The organism is Parabacteroides goldsteinii DSM 19448 = WAL 12034 (assembly GCF_000969835.1).
Classification (GTDB): Bacteria; Bacteroidota; Bacteroidia; order Bacteroidales; family Tannerellaceae; genus Parabacteroides; species Parabacteroides goldsteinii.
Genome location: NZ_KQ033913.1, coordinates 2,091,246 through 2,111,527, shown reverse-complemented (window position 1 = coordinate 2,111,527; position 20,282 = coordinate 2,091,246). Strand labels below are relative to the sequence as shown.

Below are 20,282 nucleotides of genomic sequence, written 5' to 3'. Positions count from 1 at the left end.
TGTTCAGAATTTATAGGTGTATGAAACTGATGGTATGATAGGCAGAATACTCATCGTTTCGAAATAACAATAATAATTATACCAGAAACGCTTTTTTAAGGTAATCGCATTCATATGGCAATATACATTATATATACTGACATTCCAAATTCCCATGCGTCCGTTCTTTTTAGGACGATAAATATTGATACCCAGATCAAGCCGGTGATAAGCCGGCAGGCGGAAATTATTGCGTTCGGTGAAATATTCAAGTCCTCCCGGTGTATTCATAAACGGAGGAATAGGAGCTACGTCGGATGGAAAATGTGCCTGTCCGAGGTCTTCGTAATTTTCGAAAGAAGCGGTAAGGCGGTTTCCCGTCATAAATGTCCAGCTGCCGGTTAATTCTACTTTGTCGCTTAGTTTCCAGTTGGCCACAACATTCAGTTTGTGACGGTTGTCAAATTTGGCAGGGTAACGTTTACCGTCATTTATTTCAGCGAACTGGCGGTCTGCCCACATCAGTCCGTATCCTAACCATCCTGTGACACGTCCGGTTTCTTTACGGGCAATCAGTTCTACCCCGTACGACCATCCTTTGCCCTGGGCCAGTTTATCTTCCCAACCGATGAATGACGGGAGGAAATTATATCCGTCTTTATAGTCGAGAATATGATTCATCCATTTATAATAACCTTCTACTGAGAAAGAATAGTCGTTGTGCAGATTGTAATAGGCGCCGGCCGATACTTGGTCGCTGACCAGTGGGCGGAGTTTCTTACTAACCGGCATCCAGGTATCTGTCGGCAGACTCATATAACTTTCGTTTATCTGGTGAATGTACTGGCTCATCCGGGCATAGGATGCTTTCAGGCTTAGATGGGGATTGATCAGGAAGCGGGAAGATATGCGGGGTTCCAGCGAAGTATACGTTTTTTGACGGACATTGTAAAGACTGAAACGTATCCCGGCATTCAGGCGGATAAAATGATTGACTGTCCAGTCATCTTCTGCATAAACAGCCAGTTCATTTGCTGATAAAGTCTCTTTCACATCTTTGACTTCCAGTTTCTCATAATCGCCGGTCACTTCATTTTGGGTATATTCCGGGCGGAAATGATGATAGATGTAATTGCTACCGAAACGGACATGATGGGCGGGAGTGGGCAAATAGTCGAAATTCATTCGGAAACCCAGGTCGTTGATACCATTTTCAGTCGATGTATTTCTTTTACTTTTTTTATACTCCTCATCGTCTTTTTTACCTGTCTGGTTTTCCTCTATTCTTCTTATGGAGGAATTATAACGTGTGTAATAAGCCGAAATATTACTGAACATTTTATGATTCATCACATAAGACCATCCGGCGGAGGCAACGGTATTTCCCCAGCGTAATTTCCCGATATCTTTCGATTCGTAGTAGAGATTATCATCACTCGTTTTATAATCGGTACTTCCTCCTTTTAGAAAATCTTGTCCGAAATAAAGGTTGACATATCCTTGGCTGCGGTCATTGAAGTGATGGTTTACCTTCATGTTGATGTCGGTGAACGCATATCTGCCCGTTCGTTTTTTTCCATCCTTTTTCTCTATCCTGTTCCAGATGGCAAGTGCCGGAGCTGTCAGCACATCGAACCAGGAGCGGCGCAGGGATGCATTGAATGATGTTTTATCTTTGATGAGCGGACCTTCAAAATTAATGTTTCCGGAAGTGAGGCCCAGCATGGCGCTGCCATGATATTCTTTCATATTTCCATCTTTGGTATGTACGTCGACTACGCTTGAAAGTCTTCCTCCGTAACGGGCGGGAAAAGCCGATTTGTAAAAATCGACATCTTTCAGAGCCTCGGCATTAAAAGCGGAAAAGAGTCCTCCCAGGTGGTTTACCTGGTAAAGGGGAATGCCGTCTATCATATAGAGGTTCTCATCGCCATTGCCACCCCGGACGTACATACCAGCCAAACCTTCCGTTCCTGCCGAAACACCCGGCTGTGTCTGCAAAGTCTTGATCACATCCGATTCTCCGAGAAGGGTTGGGATTGATTTTACTGTTTTCTGTGAAATCTTCAATGTCCCCATCTGGGGAGTGTATACCGGATTTTGTGAAGCATTTGTTCCGGTAACGACTATTTCCTGAAGTTCTTTACCGCTTTTGAGCAGTATTTCTATGACCGTATCTTTTTTCAGATCATTCAAATGATATGCGAAGCGCTGGTAACCAATATAAGATGTTTCCAGCTGGATATCACCTTGTTGTACGGTCAGACTGAAAAAACCATGGTTATTGGTTGCTGTCCCTTCCTGGGTTTTGGGATTGTAGACGGAAGCACCGATAAGGTATTCGGTTGTATATTGATCGCGGATAAAGCCGCTGATCGTAACGAGATTGCTTTTTCTTCGTAAGATAATAAATTTTCCTTTTATAGTATAGGTGACGGAGAGATCCCTGAAAAGCATATCAAGACAGGTACGCAACGGAACTTGATTTACCTGCAATGTTACTTTCGGAATATCTTTGATAACCGAAGATTCGTAAGAAAAGGACATCTCCGATTGCTTTTCGATTATCACAAGAACATCAGGTAGAGGGAGATTGCTGATATTCAATGTGATAGTAGGTGCTTTATCGGCTTCGGTAGCATTTGCCGGATACAGTATACTGAGTGACAACAGCAAGATAAACAATTGGATAAATAATTTCATTCTATTTCATCATAAATGATTAATGTGTCAAGATAAAGAATAATATATATTTTTTCTGTTAAACCAGATGAATAAAATACAGGAGGGGCAGATAATCTTTTAATTCTTTGCGTAAAATCTTTAAAGCCTGCTGTATCCGATAATCTATGGTTTTGCTCGAGACTCCTGCCTGTTCAGCTATATCCTTGTAACTCATGTGCTGGAACCTGTGCATGACAAATGCCTGGCGGTAGCTGTCCGGCAATTTATTTATAGCTTTTTTGAGCAATTCCCTTAGTTCTGTAATCTGGTAATAATCGGTATCCTGTAACATTTCCTGCATCTGCTCGAAGAAGACGGTGTCGGCTTTACTTTTTGCTTGTAGACTGGCTATTTTGTTAATTGCTCTATTATATATTATTTTAAACAGATATTGGCTGAGTGATTTTTCGATAACCAGCTCTTTGCGGGATTCCCATAACCAGAACAGAACATCCTGGACAATCTCCTCAGAATCTTCTAATGAAATAAACTTGTGGCAATATGCGCACAACATCGGGTAATATTTCCGAAACAAGAAGGTATATGCTTCTCTGTCTGACTGACGTAATGCTGACAAAAGAAAATTCTCATTCTGGTATTGTTCGTTATGTATACTCCCTTTCATATGTTTTTCTTATCTAAGAGCAAATATCATAATTTTTTTTGAAAAAAGTCGATTTCTGTTTAGGAACTCATCCGATCCCACCTGTCATAATAATAAAAGGTGATTTTAATGAGCGAAAAGAATATAGATATTGTAGAGGAGCTTCTTCCCCGTTATTGTGAAGGCAATGTGTCTGCGGAGGAAAGGGAGAAAGTTGAAAAATGGATCCGTCAATCTGAAGAGCATTATAAAATAGCCCGGCAGATACAACTGATCTATTTGGCATCGGATACTATCTCTGTCATGGATCGGGTAAATACGGACAATGCTTTATCCAAAGTAGACAACCGTATTTTCAGAAGCCAACTAAAGGCGTTGTTTATATGGGGGCAGCGGGTGGCTGCCATATTATTCATCCCGTTGCTGGTTGCTTATCTGTTGCAAGTACTTATTCCTGAAAAACAGGATATCCGTATGTTGGAAGTCCGGACAAATCCGGGTATGACGACCAGCCTGACATTACCGGATGGTACAAAGGTTAATTTGAATTCCGAGTCTTCACTGGTATATCCGGAGAGTTTCGAAGGGGAATTCCGTTCGGTCCGCTTGGAAGGTGAGGCTTTCTTTGAGGTCGTAAAGAATCCGGAAAAGCGGTTTGTTGTAACCACTCCTCACAATGCCAGCGTGGAAGTGTGGGGAACTTCTTTTAATATGGAAGCTTTTAGATGGGATTCTATTGTCTCGACTACATTGATAAGCGGGAAAGTCGCATTCATTTCCAAGTCCGGACAGGTGGATATAAAGCCGGGTGAAAAATTGGTTTATAATATCCAGACGAATCGGTCGGATATATATCAGACAAGCGGGGAAGCTGAGATATCCTGGAAGGATGGAATGATTATTTTCAAGAAGACTCCTTTTGAAGAAGCATTGCGTATGTTGACAAAGAGGTTTAATGTGGATTTTGTAGTGTCAAATAATAAATATGTAAAAGAAACTTTTACCGGATCGTTTACTGATCATCGACTAGAACAGATATTGAAAATATTTAACGCTTCTTCCGGAATAAAATGGCGTCATATTCCGACAGAAGACGGGGATAGTAAAAATAGAGTAGAAATTTATTAAAACAAAAGCGTATGGCAAATGGACCTCCTGAAACGAAAACATTCGGATAAATATTGGCGCATTTATCCGAATGAAATGAGTTAACTGAAAGAAACCTGTTTGGCGACAGGTTCGTATCAAATCATTTTTTCCTTAAAAAAGTACACAAAGTTATGCAAAAATTATCTATTACCCAATTTCTATGGGTGACAAAGTCACTTGGGTTAACCTTAAAAAAGATTCCATTAGTTATGAAACTGTTTTTTGTCTTTATGTTAAGTTCAATTAGCTTTTTACATGCCTCTGATAGTTATGCACAAACGGCTCGGATTAGTTTGGATATTAAAAATCAAACAGTGCAGGAAGTGTTAGAGCAGATAGAGGCCGAGAGTGATTTTTCTTTCTTTTATAATGATCGTCATGTTGATTTGAATCGTAAAGTGTCGGTGTCTGTTAATGATACTGATATATTCAAAATACTGGAAGCAGTTTTTTCGGGGACCAATGTCGGCTATTCAGTTGTTGAAAATCGAATTGTATTGTCTATAAAATCTTCAAATCCTGTTATTGCACAAAAGGAGAAAAAAATTACGGGAACGGTAGTCGATGTTACTGGTATACCTGTTGTTGGAGCCAATGTAATGGTAAAAGGTACAACAAATGGGACTGTTACCGATATAGACGGAAAATTTTCATTGAGTGCAGAAAAAGGAGATATATTGGAAGTTTCTTATATAGGTTATCTCCCCTGTGAACGGAAAATAGGTAATGAAAGTACATTGGCTATTATATTGAAAGAAGACATGAAAGTGTTGGATGAGATAGTGGTTACCGGTTATGGAGGTACTGTATCCAGATCGAAATTAACCAACTCTATCACGACAGTAAAGGAAGAGACTTTCGATATCGGTTTATATGCTAATCCGGCTCAGGCTTTATCCGGGGCGGTTGCTGGATTAAGAGTAATTCAAAATTCAGGTGATCCTGGTGCTGCACCGGTTGTTGTCCTTAGAGGAGGAACAAACCTGGATGGAACAGGCAATCCTATGATTTATGTTGACGGACAGTTAAGAAGTAATATGACAGATATCAATCCGGCAGATATCGAATCGATGGAAGTTTTAAAAGATGCTGGGGCTACAGCTCTTTATGGTGCACGTGCCAACAATGGTATTATTTTAATTACTACAAAGTCGGGTAAGAGTGGACGGACAGAGATAACGGTGAATGCTAAAGTAAGTTTGAGTTATTTGAATAATCCGTATGAGTTTATGAATGGCGGAGATTATCTACATTGGATGAGAACGGCTGTTAAGAATGCCTCTCAGGTTTGGCAAAATAAGGCAGGTGTTTGGCAAGGATATACAAATATGTCTTCTCTTACTGCTAATGGTGCTTACGGAACTGGAAATCTTTATTGGGATCCGGCTAATCCGGGTAAGCCTTTGGATGGAAATTTAGATATCAGGGCGATGTGGAGTCCGATGATATTGAGTGATGATAATCGCTTTTTATTAGAGCAAGGCTGGAAAACGATGACCGATCCGATTTATGGTGATCAAATCATTTATAAGGAATTTGATCATACAGCTGCAGCTTTTCAAAATCCAGCAGTTACTCAAGATTATAATATTTCTCTTTCCGGAGGAAATGATAAAGGACATTATTATGCTAGTTTAGGTTATTATGATGCAGAAAGTTTGCCAGTAGATAATTATTATAAACGTATGACGATTGTAATTAATGCAGATTATAAGATTAAACCTTGGTTGACTTCCTATTCTAATTTCAGCTTTTCTCATAGAAATAATCAGAATTTACCAAGCTGGTCAAATGTTTCGGCCTATTTTGGATCAGCATTGAGTGCACCTCCCACCTTAAGAGGTGTCAATGCCGATGGAGAGTGGGTCGGTGGTACTGCCAATGTTCAACAGAATCGTGGTAGATATAAGAGTGATCTAAATATGGATAAACTTATTTTTGGACAAACGTTTAAATTTGATATAATGAAGGGTTTGTCTTTAAAAATTAATGGTTATTGGCAATATGAAAAGCGAATGGATGAAACTTTCACAAAAGATTATCAAACAACGGCGAATACTTGGGTTAGAACTCGTGCTTCCAAGGCTGAATACGATGAGTTAAGGCGTCAGACGTATAATGCAGTAGCCAATTACGATATATCTTTCCGACAACATTCACTTAGTGTACTTGCAGGTGCGGAATTTTTTGAACAACGGGTTAAAGGTTTTTCAGCCAGTGGTTCTGGCGCTCCGACTGATGATTTTGCTGATTTGGCTTTAACATTGACTAGTGCGAACAAGAGAAGTATTGACTCTTGGCATTCTTGCCAAAGGATTTTATCATTCATGGGAAGGTTGAATTATGATTATCAAGATAAATATTTGTTTTCTGCAACTTTAAGGCGTGACGGGTATTCTACTCTGATCAACAATCGCTGGGGTGTCTTTCCAGGGGTTTCTGTCGGTTGGATTTTCGGAAGAGAACAGTTTATGGCCGACTTGTCAGATATTGTTTCTTTTGCAAAACTCAGAGCTAGTTATGGTGTAAATGGAAATGTGTCGGGGGTCGGTGAATATGAATTGCAAGGGGCATATAGTAACATCAAATATAACGGTGAAATAGCTTACAGATTATCCACTTTATCAAACCCGTCTCTTCGTTGGGAACGCTCTAATACGTTTGAAGCTGGATTGGATTTTAGTTTGTTTCAAAACAGAGTTAATGTCAATACAACCTGGTATAACCGGAAAACAGTCGACAAATTTGCTTCTATACCACTTCCGGCTAGTTCAGGAGTAAGTAGCATACGATCAAACAATGGTTCAATGCAGAATAGAGGAGTAGAACTTGAATTGAATTTCAGGATACTTCAACAGTCGGATTGGAAATGGGATCTTAGTGCAAATATGGGATTCAACAAAAACAAAATTCTCAAATTACCGGATAACGGACTGGAATTGAACCGTCAAAATGCGATACAAGTATATTCGGGAAATGGTGATGAGCTTATTTGGGTTGGTGGATATCAGGAAGGACAACGTCCAGGGGATATTTATGCTTATAAGATGGAAGGCATTTTCAAAAGTGAAGAAGAGGTTAGACGTATTGCCGGATCACGTGTTGATAAATCTGTTAATACGTATGGTTCTGGTAAACCACTGTATGGACCGGAAATATGGGATACATTGACTGATGCTGAAAAAGCGAATGCTCATCCGATCCAGGCAGGGGATGTAATCTGGAAAGATGTGAATAATGACGGAGTTATTGATGTATATGATAAGGTTTATATAGGAAATAATACGCCTAAAGTAACCGGAGGAATAAGTAATAACCTGTCATGGAAAGGTATTACACTTTCTGTACGAATGGACTATGCTTTGGGGCACTATCAACATGATACGCAATTACCTTGGTTTATGGGTTGCCAACAAGGTTCTTTTAACCTGTTAACTACGTCGAAGGATACTTGGACGCCTGAAAATCCTAATGCAAAATATCCGAAATATTATTGGGCTGACCAAAATGGGAAGAGAAACTATGCTCGTACCAGTAATAGTATGTTTGTTTATAATGCAAGTTATCTTTGTTTCCGTGAATTATCATTAAGCTATGCTTGCGATAGTGAATGGATCCAGAAAATCGGTGCTTCCAAATTGAGTTTTTCAATAACTGGACAGAATCTGGGATACTTGACGAAGACAAAATCATATACACCTGAACAAAATCAAGCAGCTGATGTAGGTGCCGGATACTCATTACCCAGAACAGTTATATTTGGAGCATCAGTCACATTTTAATGTATAACCTCAATAAATAATTAGATATGAAACGTATATTAGTTATTATAAGTTTGTGTTCGCTGTTTTTTTCAGCATGCGATAGCTTGGATTTGTCACCAGAAGATTATTTTGCTACTGGTAATTATTGGAGTAGTACTTCTTTGGTTAATAGTAACATGTTGGCTCTTCATTATGACTTGCGCAGCACACACGAAGTCAGATACTTTTTTGGTGAAGCTAGAGGGGGAACCTCTTTATTAAATACGACAATTATTAATACTTCAATAGAAAACACTTCACCGATAAAAGATAATACCTTCACAAAAGATGCTACGGGTGTATCAGATTGGTATAATTTATATCCCCATATTATGCGAGTGAATCATTTTATTTCGGAAGTAGAAAAAGGATGTACATTCCTTTCTGCTAGTGATCGAGGATATTATTTGGGGCAAGCATATGGACTTCGTGCTTACCATTATTTTATGCTTTATCGTGCTTATGGTGGGGTACCTGTGATAGATCAGGCAAAAGTAGTTGAAGGTGTTACTTCTGCTGAGGATTTGTATGTTGCAAGATCAACACCGAAAGAAACCCTGGATTTTATTAAATCCGATATTGCTAAATCGGAAGAATATTTCGGATCTGATTTCACTTTTAAAGGAACTTCTATTTGGTCAAAGTCCGCAACATTGATGCTCAAAGCTGAAACTTATCTTTGGTCGGCAAAGGTTCCGGATAGGGATCAACAACCAGAAACAAACGACTTGCAGATAGCAAAGGATGCTTTGCTTCAGCTTGTTGACAAATTTACTTTATTACCTAATTTTAGTGATGTGTTTGAATATTCCAATAAAGAAAATAAGGAAATTATTATGGCTATGCGTTTTTTGGATGGCGAAGCAGCGAACTCTGCAGCTAAATTTGCCTATCCTCCTACCTTTATAAACCGGGTGTATGGTTCGAATGGAGTTTTGATGGGAGATACATTACAAATGTTAAACAAAGGTCTTTATTTTCATGCTTTTAAATATGAACTTTTTGAAAGTTATGATGCGGAGGATTTACGCCGAAATGCTACATTCATAGATTTTTATTTGAAAGATAAAGATGGAAATGTCACCAATAAAGGTGTGGCGCTTCGTAAGGGTGTAGGAATTGTCAATTCGTCGGGGAATCGTGTTTTTGTATCGGATGTTGTGATTTATCGTTATGCCGAAGTATTATTAATGTTAGCTGAAATAGAAAATAAACTGGGTAATGATCCTTCTCCTTATATTAATCAGATTCGTCAACGTGCTTATAGTGTAAATTATGATCCAGCTGTACATGCTCATGTAAACGGAAGTTTTGAAGAAAATGAACTGGCTATATTATTCGAACGGGATAAAGAGTTTGTTTATGAAGGAAAAAGATGGCATGATATTCGTCGTATGCAGGATGCATCAGGTAGAGCATTAGTCTTTTCGCCAATAGTTCATTATGGTTCGGAACAGCCTATCCTGGATTATAATAAAGAGAGTTATAAAGTATTGTGGCCGATCAATGTCGGATTAATAACAGGCGATCCACTGGTAGAACAAACCCCTGGTTATTAACTGAATAAAAAATTATAAAGAACTTAATGGTGGTACATCATAACTGGTTGATGTACCATTAATTTGATCTGTTTACTGAAATAGTTTAATAATTTATTAAATGTGTATCAATGAAAATAAGAAAACATCTTTGTTCTTCTATAGTTATTATATTGTCTTTGACTTCATGCTTGGAAGCAAAAAATAATGGCTCTTTTCGTATTATCCATAATAATGACGGTTCTGAAATATTGGGTAATTATTGGTTTAATCAGCGACCTTTGTCGGTGGATGATTTGAATCAATATGTGGATATGGTTTCCAATTCACAAGTTACGACCTATATGATTTGTTCCGGAAGTGATTTCTTGTATTACAGGTCCAAATACGGACGGGTTTTTGGGGACGATCGGGATGGAACATTGAACTGTGGCGACAATGTGAAGGAATATGAAAATTTCAAGAAATATTATCGGAATCATTTGAATCTGGAGAAAGAGGGAACCGATCTGATTCGGGCAACATTGACACGTGCTAAGAAAAATGGCTTAGAAGCTTTTATTACATACAGGATGAATGACCTACATTTTGCAGATACTTTGGGAAATTGTCCTGTATGGTATAGTGATTTTTGGATGAACCATCCGCAATATTGGACTAACGATCCTTCACAAGGATGGAATAGTGCCGGTGCACTCGACTTTTCGCATAAGGAAGTGCGGGAACATAAACTGGCTATCATCGCCGAGCAACTGGAAAAATATGAGATGATAGACGGTTTTGATCTGGATTTTATGCGTTTTATTGTAAATTTCAAAACGGAGGAATATGCACAAAATGTGGAAGTTATGACACAATTCGTAAGGGATATACGAAGCAAAGTAGATCAAATTTCAGTAAAGCGTGGAAGAAAAATATTATTATCGGCACGTGTCCCGCCTACTGTTCGGGATTGTTTGGATAAAGCTTTGGACGTAAAAACATGGATACGGGAAGGACTGGTTGATTTTTTAAGTATAGGAGTGCATTGGCGCGGAAATCCAGCTATGCCGGTGGCTCGTTTTAAAGAGGATTTAAATGGTTTGAAAATTCCCGTTTATGCAAGTATTGATGATGGTGGTTATAAGGCCCGTGAATTATGGTCACATGGTATGCATAGGGGGATGGCGTCACATGCTTTGGCTCAGGGAGCCGATGGGTTATATTTGTTTAATTTCTATTTTGGTCAATATGCTAATGCCGGAAAAAAATATACCTTGGAGCCTGGTAGTTTGGTATGCAGGGCGATGATTCCTGAATTGTTGCAGGAACTCGGCTCGTTGAATACATTAAAAAACAGGAATAAAATATATGCTTTATCAGATGGCATAAGGGAATACCGTGTTGATCCGGGTTCTCCTTTGCCATTGAATGTAGTAGGAAATGCTGTAGCTCCATTTTTTATAGGGGATGATGTAAAAAAACATCCGCCATTGGAGGCTATTCTTTTCATCCGTAATAATGAGAATACGGATTTTAAGGTATTTGTCAATGATATCCTTTTAGTAGAACAGCGTTCGGAATATGTTGCTTTATACGATAAAGCACGCGGACTGAAAGGTAAAGAGTGTGAATATGCCTTTATTGTTCCGGTAAATGAAATGATTAAAGGATATAATAACATTCGTTTTGAAGGTGAGGGTTTTGTTGTAAAAAGGATTGAATTGGCACTAAAATATGGGGAGGTGGAAACGCATGGGTATTTTTGATAAGAAAAGGATAATAGTAGTTTGTTTCTTTGTTTTTTTCTGTCAGATGATTTTTTCCCAATCTCAGAAGTTTAGAGGATATCCGCAAAAGGATGCAGATATTCTTTCCGGATTTTCCTGCCCTCCGAAAGGTTATGGAAATGTTCCCTTTTATTGGTGGAATGGTGATAGTCTGAACAGAGAACGGATGAAAGAACAACTTGAGATTTTGTCAGAGTCGGCAACGGATGGTTTTGCTGTGAGTTATATTCATTTGGATCCTAAGGTAGATGTTGAAAATATGAAAGACGGGTATGGCTTGTTTGGAAAAACAGAATCAGGAAGGCCAAAAATCTTTTCAGAAGACTGGTGGAATACCTGGAGTTGGTTTGCAAAAGAATGTGCATCGAAAAATATCGGATTAGGATTGGATGATTATACGGTTGGTTGGATCGGTAATGGGTATTATTCTGATGAGTTACAGGAAATGGCAAAATTTCGTGGTTATCAGGGGGAACTGAATATTCAATCGGTAACTGTAAAGGGAGGAACAACTTTTACTTATGATATTCCTGATAAATTCTTGACAGCAGTAGTATGGCCGGGAAAGACAGATTTAACAAAATATATCTCCGGAGACAAACTTTTATGGGAAGTACCGTGTGATAACAGTTATAAAGTTTATATCATATCGACAAAAGAAAATCACCTTCTGCATCCAGATATAGGTAAAGAGTATGTTCGTGTATATTTCGATCGTTTCGAAAGACGTATGAGTGACGCTGTTCCTGACGGAATGAATTATTTTTTTCAGGACGAATTGTCATATCCTATTAAAATGGGATCATGGGCAGAAGATTTTCGGGATGAATTTGAAAAAAGGAAAGGGTATGATATAACTTTATATCTGCCGGCATTGAAAGAGTTTATAGGTGATATCACTCCTAAAATACGTTTGGATTATTGTGATGTCTTGATGGATTTGGCGGAAGAACGTTATTTTCGTCCTATTTATGATTGGCATGTTTCGCGTGGATTGATCTATGGTAGTGATAATCTGCGCCGTGGCAAGGATCCTTTAGCATATGTGGATTATTTTAGGGCAAATTCCTGGTATACAGCTCCCGGTAATGATGCTCCATCAACAGGCTCCAGTTTTCTGCAAACTAAGGTGTCGAGTTCTATTACTCATCTGTATGAACGTCAACGGACATGGTTGGAAGCTTTTCATAGCATGGGATGGGGAAGTTCTGCTTCATGGTTGACTAAGCAGATGGATCACCATTTTATGGCTGGTGGGAATTTGGTATGTATGCATGGATTATATTATTCTACCCATGGAGGTTGGTGGGAATGGGCACCTCCTTGTTTCCATTTTAGAATGCCCTATTGGCCGCATATGAAAAGATGGCTTGAATACACCGAAAGGCTGAGTTATTTGATGAGTCAGGGAACACATGTTTGTGACATAGCACTGATGTATCCGACAGAATCTTTGCAAGCATATCCTGAAGCTAATACTAAAATTACTTTCGATCAGGCTATGAAGTTGAGTAATGCCGGTTTGGATTATGACTTTATGGATTATCGGTCATTACAGAAGGCAAAAGTGGCAGATGGCTGTTTACATGTGGCAGGTGAGAAATATAAAATACTCATACTTGCTAATATGAAAGCATTACATTATGCATCTATGGAAAAAGTGTTGGAATTTTACCGGGCAGGTGGGATTGTCATAGCAACAGGGGAGTTGCCAAAGGCTAGTACGCGCATCGGGGAAAACGATCCTGTTGTGGATGCGATGGTTCGTGAAATATTTGGCTTGACTGCAGGTGAAGTTGTTCGGGGCAAAACAACGGACAAGCGGGTTAATACATCTGGTGGAACTGGAATATATATAGCTGGCGATGATCTGGTGGAACAGATCTGGTCACAGATTACCCCGGACTTCAAACCTGTTGGTGGAGCTGGAAAGGCTTTGCATCGGTGTATCGGGGAAAGGAATGTATATATGGTCATGGATGTTCCCAAAGGTACGGAATGTTTTTTCAGAGCTACTGGCAAAGTGGAATTGTGGAATGCATCTGATGGGACAATTATAGATTATCCTGTTGTCCGTCAGACAGAAGAGGGAACATGGCTTTTGCTTGAAAAAGAATCGGACAACTCGTATTTGTTCGTTTTTTCACCGGGAATACCGGTGTTTTTACCGGAATATCGGAAAGAATCGATACAGATTTACCATACTGCTATTACTGGGGTATGGGAAACAGAATTATTGCCAACAATGGATAATAAATGGGGGGATTATCGTTTTCCCGCATCGGATATGATAGGTGCTGAGGCTCGTTCGTTCAAGCATTGTGCGGCTGCACTATCACCTGATAATTGGATGAATCCTTATTTTGATGATTCTGGTTGGAAAGAAAGTATATATGGTTATGGGGAACAATTTGTAAGTTATTTCAAATCGGCAGGGGAGTCTATGAGCAATATATCTGATGTTTTGGCTGAAAGTAGGAAGCCGGGAAAAATATTGGAATTTTCATGGCAGTTCGGAGTCTTTGACAACCCCGGTTCACAGGGATGGCATGGACTAAAAGGAAAAGTAAGCGACGGTTTCTTTATCTTGGATCAGGGGGGCCACCAAATATACCGTAGTATGGTTTATGCACCCGCAAAGGATAATTACCGAGTGGAAGTGTGTGGTATTAAACCTGATTTTCTATTGGTTGATGGGAAAGCTGTTAATGAAAATCTTTTACTAGATCAAGGTTGGCATCAGGTGGTTGTCGCCTATATCGGTACCCCCAAAACGGAATTTAAATTCCAGAAAGGTGCTTATAGGGATTTTCGAGAGAGAAGTGCTGTAGTGTTCTTCCCTGCATCTTCTCTTACACCAGAGAAACCGTCTACTTATGCCAAAGTCATTTCTACGCGTTGGGCTTTGGGAGATCATCTTTTGTATGATCCTTATGGAGGTGATAACCTTATGTGGAATTACCGTTTTCGTTCTGCGCCAGGTACGGAGGAATTAGAGATAACTGTAGTAGGGCAGGACCTGAAAATATGGCACAACGGGAAGGAAATAACAGGAAAAAATGTTCAGCTTCTTTCAACGGATCGCTCGGGTATATGCAAGTACCGGGTTATTATTCCCACTCCTCGGAAGGATGCAGGATTAATTGCTTTCTCGGTTAGGCGGAAACCTGGTTACCAAGGAACAGCTGTCATTTGCGAACCGATAAAGATAAAGACTGGCAAAGGTATACTGGAAGCTGGTAACTGGTCGGAAACAGGGGCTCTTAAGCATTATTCGGGGGGGATGTATTATAGGAAAGAGGTTGTTATACCCTCAATAAAATCGAATAATAAGGTAATTCTTGATTTGGGCGAAGTTAATGCGTCGTGTGAGGTAAAAGTCAATGGACAAGACGTAGGTATAGTTATGGGTTCTCTGTACACGGTTGATATCAGCAAACAGGTCAAATCAGGGAAGAACCATATAGAAGTTCTGGTATACAGCACATTGTCTAATCATTATCAAATTATCCCTACTCCCTATAGAGGTGACGGTGTGGCAGGTTTGTTAGGTCCGGTGTCGCTGACGGTTTGGGAAACTCCATCGCTTAAGACAAAAGTCCCTGTAAGATAATGTTTCCAGCGAAGACACATTATAAGAAGCAATTAAAAAGGCCTTTTTATAAATCCATGTAAATTATACCGAATGAATTTTGTCAGGATGGTCATTCGGTATAATTTGTTTTTAAGTTCTTTTGTATTGAAAATCAGTGAGCTGGTTGTATCTTATCAAAGATGCATTTTACTATATAAAATAGTAGCAGAAAAGGATATACTGCCAGATCCATAGTAATGAATAGTATGTATTTCATTTCTTTTTTCTTTTAAATTCCACCTGTAAGACAGAAATATTTCAAAAACCCCTATCGGCCTGACAGATTTTTTTGTATTTGTATGAAAAGAAGATGAGTAAAGGCATTAAAAAGATGCATCTGGGTTTGAAATTGGTGTAATTTAACAAATAAGCTTTTTTCGGGAGATTGAAAATTTGTTCTCAACTCATCCAAAATCCGGGATGGTAGATATATTGACTTTTTATTATTAATATTGTAAGCCAATGCTGATAGCCTGCTACATCCGGCAGGTTACCGGCATGACTCTATAACCTATGAAATTTTTAAGATGATGAACAGACGCTTATTTTTAAAAAAGGCATGCGGAGGGGTGTTGGTCCTGGCAGCTTCTCCTTCATTTGTATCTTGTGGCGGACAACGGCCTGTCCGGTTTGGGGTTGTTACCGATCTGCATTATTCGCGGCGGGAACCTTATGGGACCCGTTATTTCCCTCAGACAATGGATAAGTTGAAAGAGGCCATGGAGGTCTTCAACTCTTCCAATCTGGATTTTGTGATCGAAATGGGCGATCTGAAAGATCAGGATAACGTCCCCCAGCGGGAACAGACAATTACTTATCTGGATGAAATAGAAAACGTCTTTCAATCGTTCCGGGGACCGGTTTATCATGTCCTGGGAAATCATGATATGGATAGCATCTCCAAAGACGATTTCCTGCAACATACCTCCAATCAGGGGGATGCCGACAAGAAAGCTTATTATTCATTTGCCTTTGATAATATAAAATTCATAGTCCTGGATGCGAATTACAATTTGGACGGTACACCGTATGATAAAGGTAATTTTGACTGGACAAAGGCATATATTCCTAAAGACCAGATAGACTGGTTGAAAAAAGAATTGAAAGGAAATAACAAACCGGTCATCATTTTTATCCATCAGTTGTTAGACCGCTTCTCCGATATCAGTAAATCGCTTTGTGTAAGTAATGCGGACGAAATAGTTCCTTTGTTAGAAGAAAATAGGAATGTGCTAGCTGTATTCCAGGGACATCATCATGCGGGACATTACAGTTTCCGTAATAATATCCACTACTGGACAATGAAAGGGATGATAGAAGGAAACCTTCCCGATAACAACAGTTTTGCTGTTGTGGAGATCGATACGCAGAATAATATTCATATCGATGGTTTCTATAATTGTGAAGATAAGGATTTGAATCGCTTCACGGTGTAAAGTTATTCAGTTGATCTGCGTAAAGCAATCTAATGTTTTTTCAGACAGAGGTAGGTCTAAATAAATTTAGAGGTAGGTGTAAATCGAATTAGAGGTACGTCTAAATTTATTTACACCTACCTCTAATTTATAAGACATAGTAATGTTCTCCGGATTTAGTCAGTATTACGCTTTTTATCCAATCCGTTGTCTCCTGGCAATCGATTAGTTCCATCAACGATTTTAATATACTTCTTTTGCCACTTTATAAACACTATCCGTAGCCATCATTGTATAAAAATGCAGGCTGGGGACACCGTGGGCGATCAGGTCTTTGCATTGCTGGATGCACCATTCCACGCCAACCGCTTTTACTTCATCATCATTTTTGCATTTGCGCAATTCGGCTGCAAACGGTTCGGGAATGTCTGAGCGGAATATTTTAGGTAATACGGTCAGCTGGTTTTTAAAGACAACTGGCTTGATGCCTGGGATGATCGGGACATCAATACCTTCGGCACGGCAGCGTTCCACAAATGAATAATATTTTTCATTATCGAAAAACATCTGGGTAACCAGATAGTCGGCACCGTTTTTTACTTTCTCTTTCAGATAAAAAATATCCGATTCCATATTCGGTGCTTCCTCATGTTTTTCCGGATAGCAAGCCATACCGTATGAGAACGGTGTTTCGTTTGCTTCGAATGTGGAACCGTCTACGGCAATACCTTTATTGAAATTGTTTACCTGTTCCTGAAGGTCAGTCGCATGTTCGTGATATAAATCCGTATTTTGTCCGGCTTCCAGTGTTTTTACATCACCACGCAACAGCAGCAGGTCGTAAACTCCCAGGAAATTAAGATCGATCAATGCATATTCCGTTTCATCTTTTGTAAATCCCTTACATATAATATGTGGAACTGCCGGAATACCATATTTGTTCTGGATGGCAGAAGCAATGGCAACCGAACCCGGACGCTTGCGGATGTTCACTTTCTGGAAGCTGCCGTCGGGCAAGGTCTTATAGATATATTCGCTGTGGTGAGAAGTTATATTAATGTATTTAGGGTCGAATTCTTTCAGTTTATCAATCACATTATATACCTTCTGTATGCTGTTCCCTTTCAGAGGAGGTAGAATTTCAAATGAAAAAGCAGTCGTTTTACTGCCGTTGATCAGATCAATAACTTTCATATTTTAATTATTTTTGCTGCAAAAGTAACAATTATCATCCGAAATAGCTTACTTTTGCGCTCATAATCTAATTACGACAAGATATGGAAAATATGAATTGGTCTGATCTGGCATTCGGTTATATGAAGACAGACTACAATGTACGGTGTTACTATCGTGATGGTAAGTGGGGTGAATTGGAAGTTAGCTCTTCTGAAATTATTAATATTCACATGGCAGCTACTTGCCTCCATTACGGACAGGAGTCGTTTGAAGGTTTGAAAGCATTCAAGGGAAAAGACGGTAAAATCCGTGTGTTCCGTATGGATGAAAACGGCAAACGTATGCAAGCTTCCAGCCGTGGTATCAAGATGGCTGAACTTCCTGTGGAAATGTTTGAAGAAGCAGTCCGTAAAGTTGTGAAATTGAATGAACGCTTTGTTCCGCCTTATGAGAGCGGGGCAGCATTATATATTCGCCCGCTGATGATCGGCCTGGGTGCACAGGTTGGTGTGAAGCCGGCTCCCGAATATATGTTTATGGTGTTTGTAACTCCGGTAGGACCTTACTTCAAAGGTGGATTCCAACTTTCAAAGGTTTGTATCATGCGTGAGTTCGACCGTGCAGCACCTTATGGAACAGGTACGATCAAAGTTGGTGGTAACTATGCAGCCAGTTTGGTTGCCGGTGAGATCGCTCATTCAAAAGGGTATGCAGCCGTGTTGTATCTGGACCCGAAAGAAAAGAAATACCTGGACGAATGTGGTCCGGCTAACTTCTTCGGTATTCGTGGAAACAGCTATATCACTCCGCAATCTCATTCCATCCTGCCTTCTATTACAAACAAGAGTTTGCAGCAATTGGCGGAAGATATGGGACTGACTGTTGAACGTCGTCCTGTTCCTTTTGAAGAAATAGCTACATTCGATGAGGCGGCAGAATGCGGAACAGCAGCCGTAATCGCCCCGATTTCACAGATTGATGATTTGGATGAAAATAAATCATACGTGATTGCCAAAGACGGCAAACCCGGACCTGTTTGTGAAAAACTATATCACAAACTGCGTGGCATCCAATACGGTGACGAACCTGATACATACGGTTGGGTAACGATAATTGAATAATCAGATAAAAGATGTTGACAGTTAATGCTTTTGGATAAATCGGGAGTGTTAACTGCCAACTCTAAATTCTCAAACGTCAATACGCTTTGCCAACTTTGGATTGCCAACTGAAAATAAAATTGCTATCTCGGTGTTGCAAAGTTGAGGATATTTTCTATCTTTGCGGTCTATATAGTAAGACAGTCAGGTGGAAGCATTCTTTAAAACACATAAATACCTTGTAGAACATTTGCATGCACCGGTACGCCGGGGGCTGATGGATGAGATTGATTGGAATGACCGGTTGATCGGGATCAAAGGCTCTCGTGGAGTAGGGAAAACTACTTTTTTGCTGGATTATGCCCGCGAACATTTTGGTGCTGATAATAAAGAGTGCCTGTATATAAATCTGAATCACTTTTATTTTACGGAACGTACGCTGGTCGACTTTGCTTCTGAGTTCAGGGCAAAAGGAGGGAAGGTGTTGTTGATTGACCAGGTTTTCAAATATTCCGGATGGTCGAAAGAGTTACGTTATTGTTATGATAATTTTGAAGATCTGAAGATTATCTTTTCCGGTTCGTCTGTGATGAGGCTGAAAGAGGAAAATCCGGATCTATCAGGTAAAGTTGTTTCATATAATCTGCGTGGTTTTTCTTTCCGCGAGTTTTTGAATCTGATGTCGGGAAACAGTTTTCCGGCTTATACGTTTGAAGAAATAATCGGGAACCATCAGGAGATTGCGAAGAATATTTGTTCGGTAGCCAAACCGATGGCTTATTTTCAGGATTATTTGCATCATGGTTTTTATCCGTTCTTCCTGGAGAAACGCAATTTCTCAGAAAACCTGTTGAAGACAATGAATATGATGCTGGAGGTAGATGTCTTGTACATCAAGCAAATCGAGCAAAGTTATCTGCCCAAACTCCGCAAACTGTTGTATCTGCTGGCTATCAGCGCACCGTGTACGCCGAATGTCAGTCAGTTGAGCAAAGAAATAGAAACGTCACGGGCTACAGTGATGAATTATATAAAATATCTGACCGATGCCCGTTTAATGAATATGTTATATCCGGTAGGCGAATCGTTTCCGAAAAAACCATCTACCGTGTATATGTACAATTCGAATCTGATGTACCCCATCCGTCCGATGGAGGTAAATGTGCAGGCTGTGCGCGAATCTTTTTTCTATAACCAGCTTTTGAAAGACAATACGCTAAATGAGGGAATGAAGAACGCACACTTTTTGGTAAACGGAAAGTATAATTTCAGGATAGAGGAAAATATGAAAGTAAAAAACAATCCTGATTTATACTATGCTGTAGACAAGGTCGAAGTAGGAGAAGAGAATATGATCCCGCTTTGGCTGTTTGGCTTTTTATACTAAGAAA

Annotated in this window: 11 protein-coding genes; 8 read left to right on the top strand and 3 right to left on the bottom strand. The window is 39.6% G+C overall.

The window, feature by feature from the left end; all coding sequences use genetic code 11:
• Positions 1 to 3: 3 nt before the first annotated feature.
• The gene (locus HMPREF1535_RS21510; protein ID WP_046147420.1) at positions 4 to 2,682 is read right to left on the bottom strand and encodes a TonB-dependent receptor domain-containing protein; all 2,679 of its coding nucleotides are present in this window, start codon (positions 2,680 to 2,682) and stop codon (positions 4 to 6) included.
• Positions 2,683 to 2,740: 58 nt separating this feature from the next.
• On the bottom strand, positions 2,741 to 3,328 hold the full coding sequence (locus HMPREF1535_RS21505; RefSeq protein ID WP_007658343.1) for an RNA polymerase sigma-70 factor: 588 nt from the start codon (positions 3,326 to 3,328) through the stop codon (positions 2,741 to 2,743).
• Between the two features lie 108 nt (positions 3,329 to 3,436).
• Between HMPREF1535_RS21505 and HMPREF1535_RS21500 the strand changes: the two genes are divergently transcribed.
• The 6 genes from HMPREF1535_RS21500 (at position 3,437) to HMPREF1535_RS21475 (ending at position 16,636) form a co-directional block, all read left to right on the top strand.
• The gene (locus HMPREF1535_RS21500; RefSeq protein WP_046147419.1) at positions 3,437 to 4,435 is read left to right on the top strand and encodes a FecR family protein; all 999 of its coding nucleotides are present in this window, start codon (positions 3,437 to 3,439) and stop codon (positions 4,433 to 4,435) included.
• A 152-nt stretch (positions 4,436 to 4,587) separates the two neighbouring features.
• The gene (locus HMPREF1535_RS21495) at positions 4,588 to 8,238 is read left to right on the top strand and encodes a TonB-dependent receptor (protein WP_010802660.1); all 3,651 of its coding nucleotides are present in this window, start codon (positions 4,588 to 4,590) and stop codon (positions 8,236 to 8,238) included.
• Between the two features lie 26 nt (positions 8,239 to 8,264).
• The gene (locus tag HMPREF1535_RS21490) at positions 8,265 to 9,818 is read left to right on the top strand and encodes a RagB/SusD family nutrient uptake outer membrane protein (protein ID WP_010802661.1); all 1,554 of its coding nucleotides are present in this window, start codon (positions 8,265 to 8,267) and stop codon (positions 9,816 to 9,818) included.
• A gap of 110 nt (positions 9,819 to 9,928) precedes the next feature.
• Positions 9,929 to 11,545 carry a glycoside hydrolase family protein gene (locus HMPREF1535_RS21485; protein WP_046147418.1) on the top strand — a complete coding sequence of 539 codons (1,617 nt, stop codon included), beginning with the start codon at positions 9,929 to 9,931 and terminating at the stop codon, positions 11,543 to 11,545.
• A complete protein-coding gene (locus HMPREF1535_RS21480) occupies positions 11,514 to 15,179 on the top strand; it encodes a glycosyl hydrolase (protein WP_046147417.1) in 3,666 nt (1,221 codons plus the stop codon). The genes HMPREF1535_RS21485 and HMPREF1535_RS21480 overlap by 32 nt, the downstream gene beginning before the upstream one ends.
• A 548-nt stretch (positions 15,180 to 15,727) precedes the next feature.
• The gene (locus tag HMPREF1535_RS21475; protein WP_235438359.1) at positions 15,728 to 16,636 is read left to right on the top strand and encodes a metallophosphoesterase; all 909 of its coding nucleotides are present in this window, start codon (positions 15,728 to 15,730) and stop codon (positions 16,634 to 16,636) included.
• A 222-nt stretch (positions 16,637 to 16,858) separates the two neighbouring features.
• On the opposite strand, the gene metF is transcribed toward HMPREF1535_RS21475, so the two are convergent.
• The gene (gene metF / locus HMPREF1535_RS21470) at positions 16,859 to 17,809 is read right to left on the bottom strand and encodes a methylenetetrahydrofolate reductase [NAD(P)H] (protein WP_010802664.1); all 951 of its coding nucleotides are present in this window, start codon (positions 17,807 to 17,809) and stop codon (positions 16,859 to 16,861) included.
• An 83-nt stretch (positions 17,810 to 17,892) separates the two neighbouring features.
• Here metF and HMPREF1535_RS21465 point away from each other — a divergent pair, with 83 nt between their 5' ends.
• Both HMPREF1535_RS21465 and HMPREF1535_RS21460 read left to right on the top strand, forming a co-directional pair.
• Positions 17,893 to 18,912, top strand: coding sequence for a branched-chain amino acid aminotransferase (locus HMPREF1535_RS21465; protein ID WP_046147416.1), 1,020 nt, complete (start codon positions 17,893 to 17,895; stop codon positions 18,910 to 18,912).
• Between the two features lie 187 nt (positions 18,913 to 19,099).
• Entirely contained in the window at positions 19,100 to 20,278 is a 1,179-nt protein-coding gene (locus HMPREF1535_RS21460; protein WP_007658310.1) for an ATP-binding protein, read from the top strand.
• Positions 20,279 to 20,282: the final 4 nt, after the last annotated feature.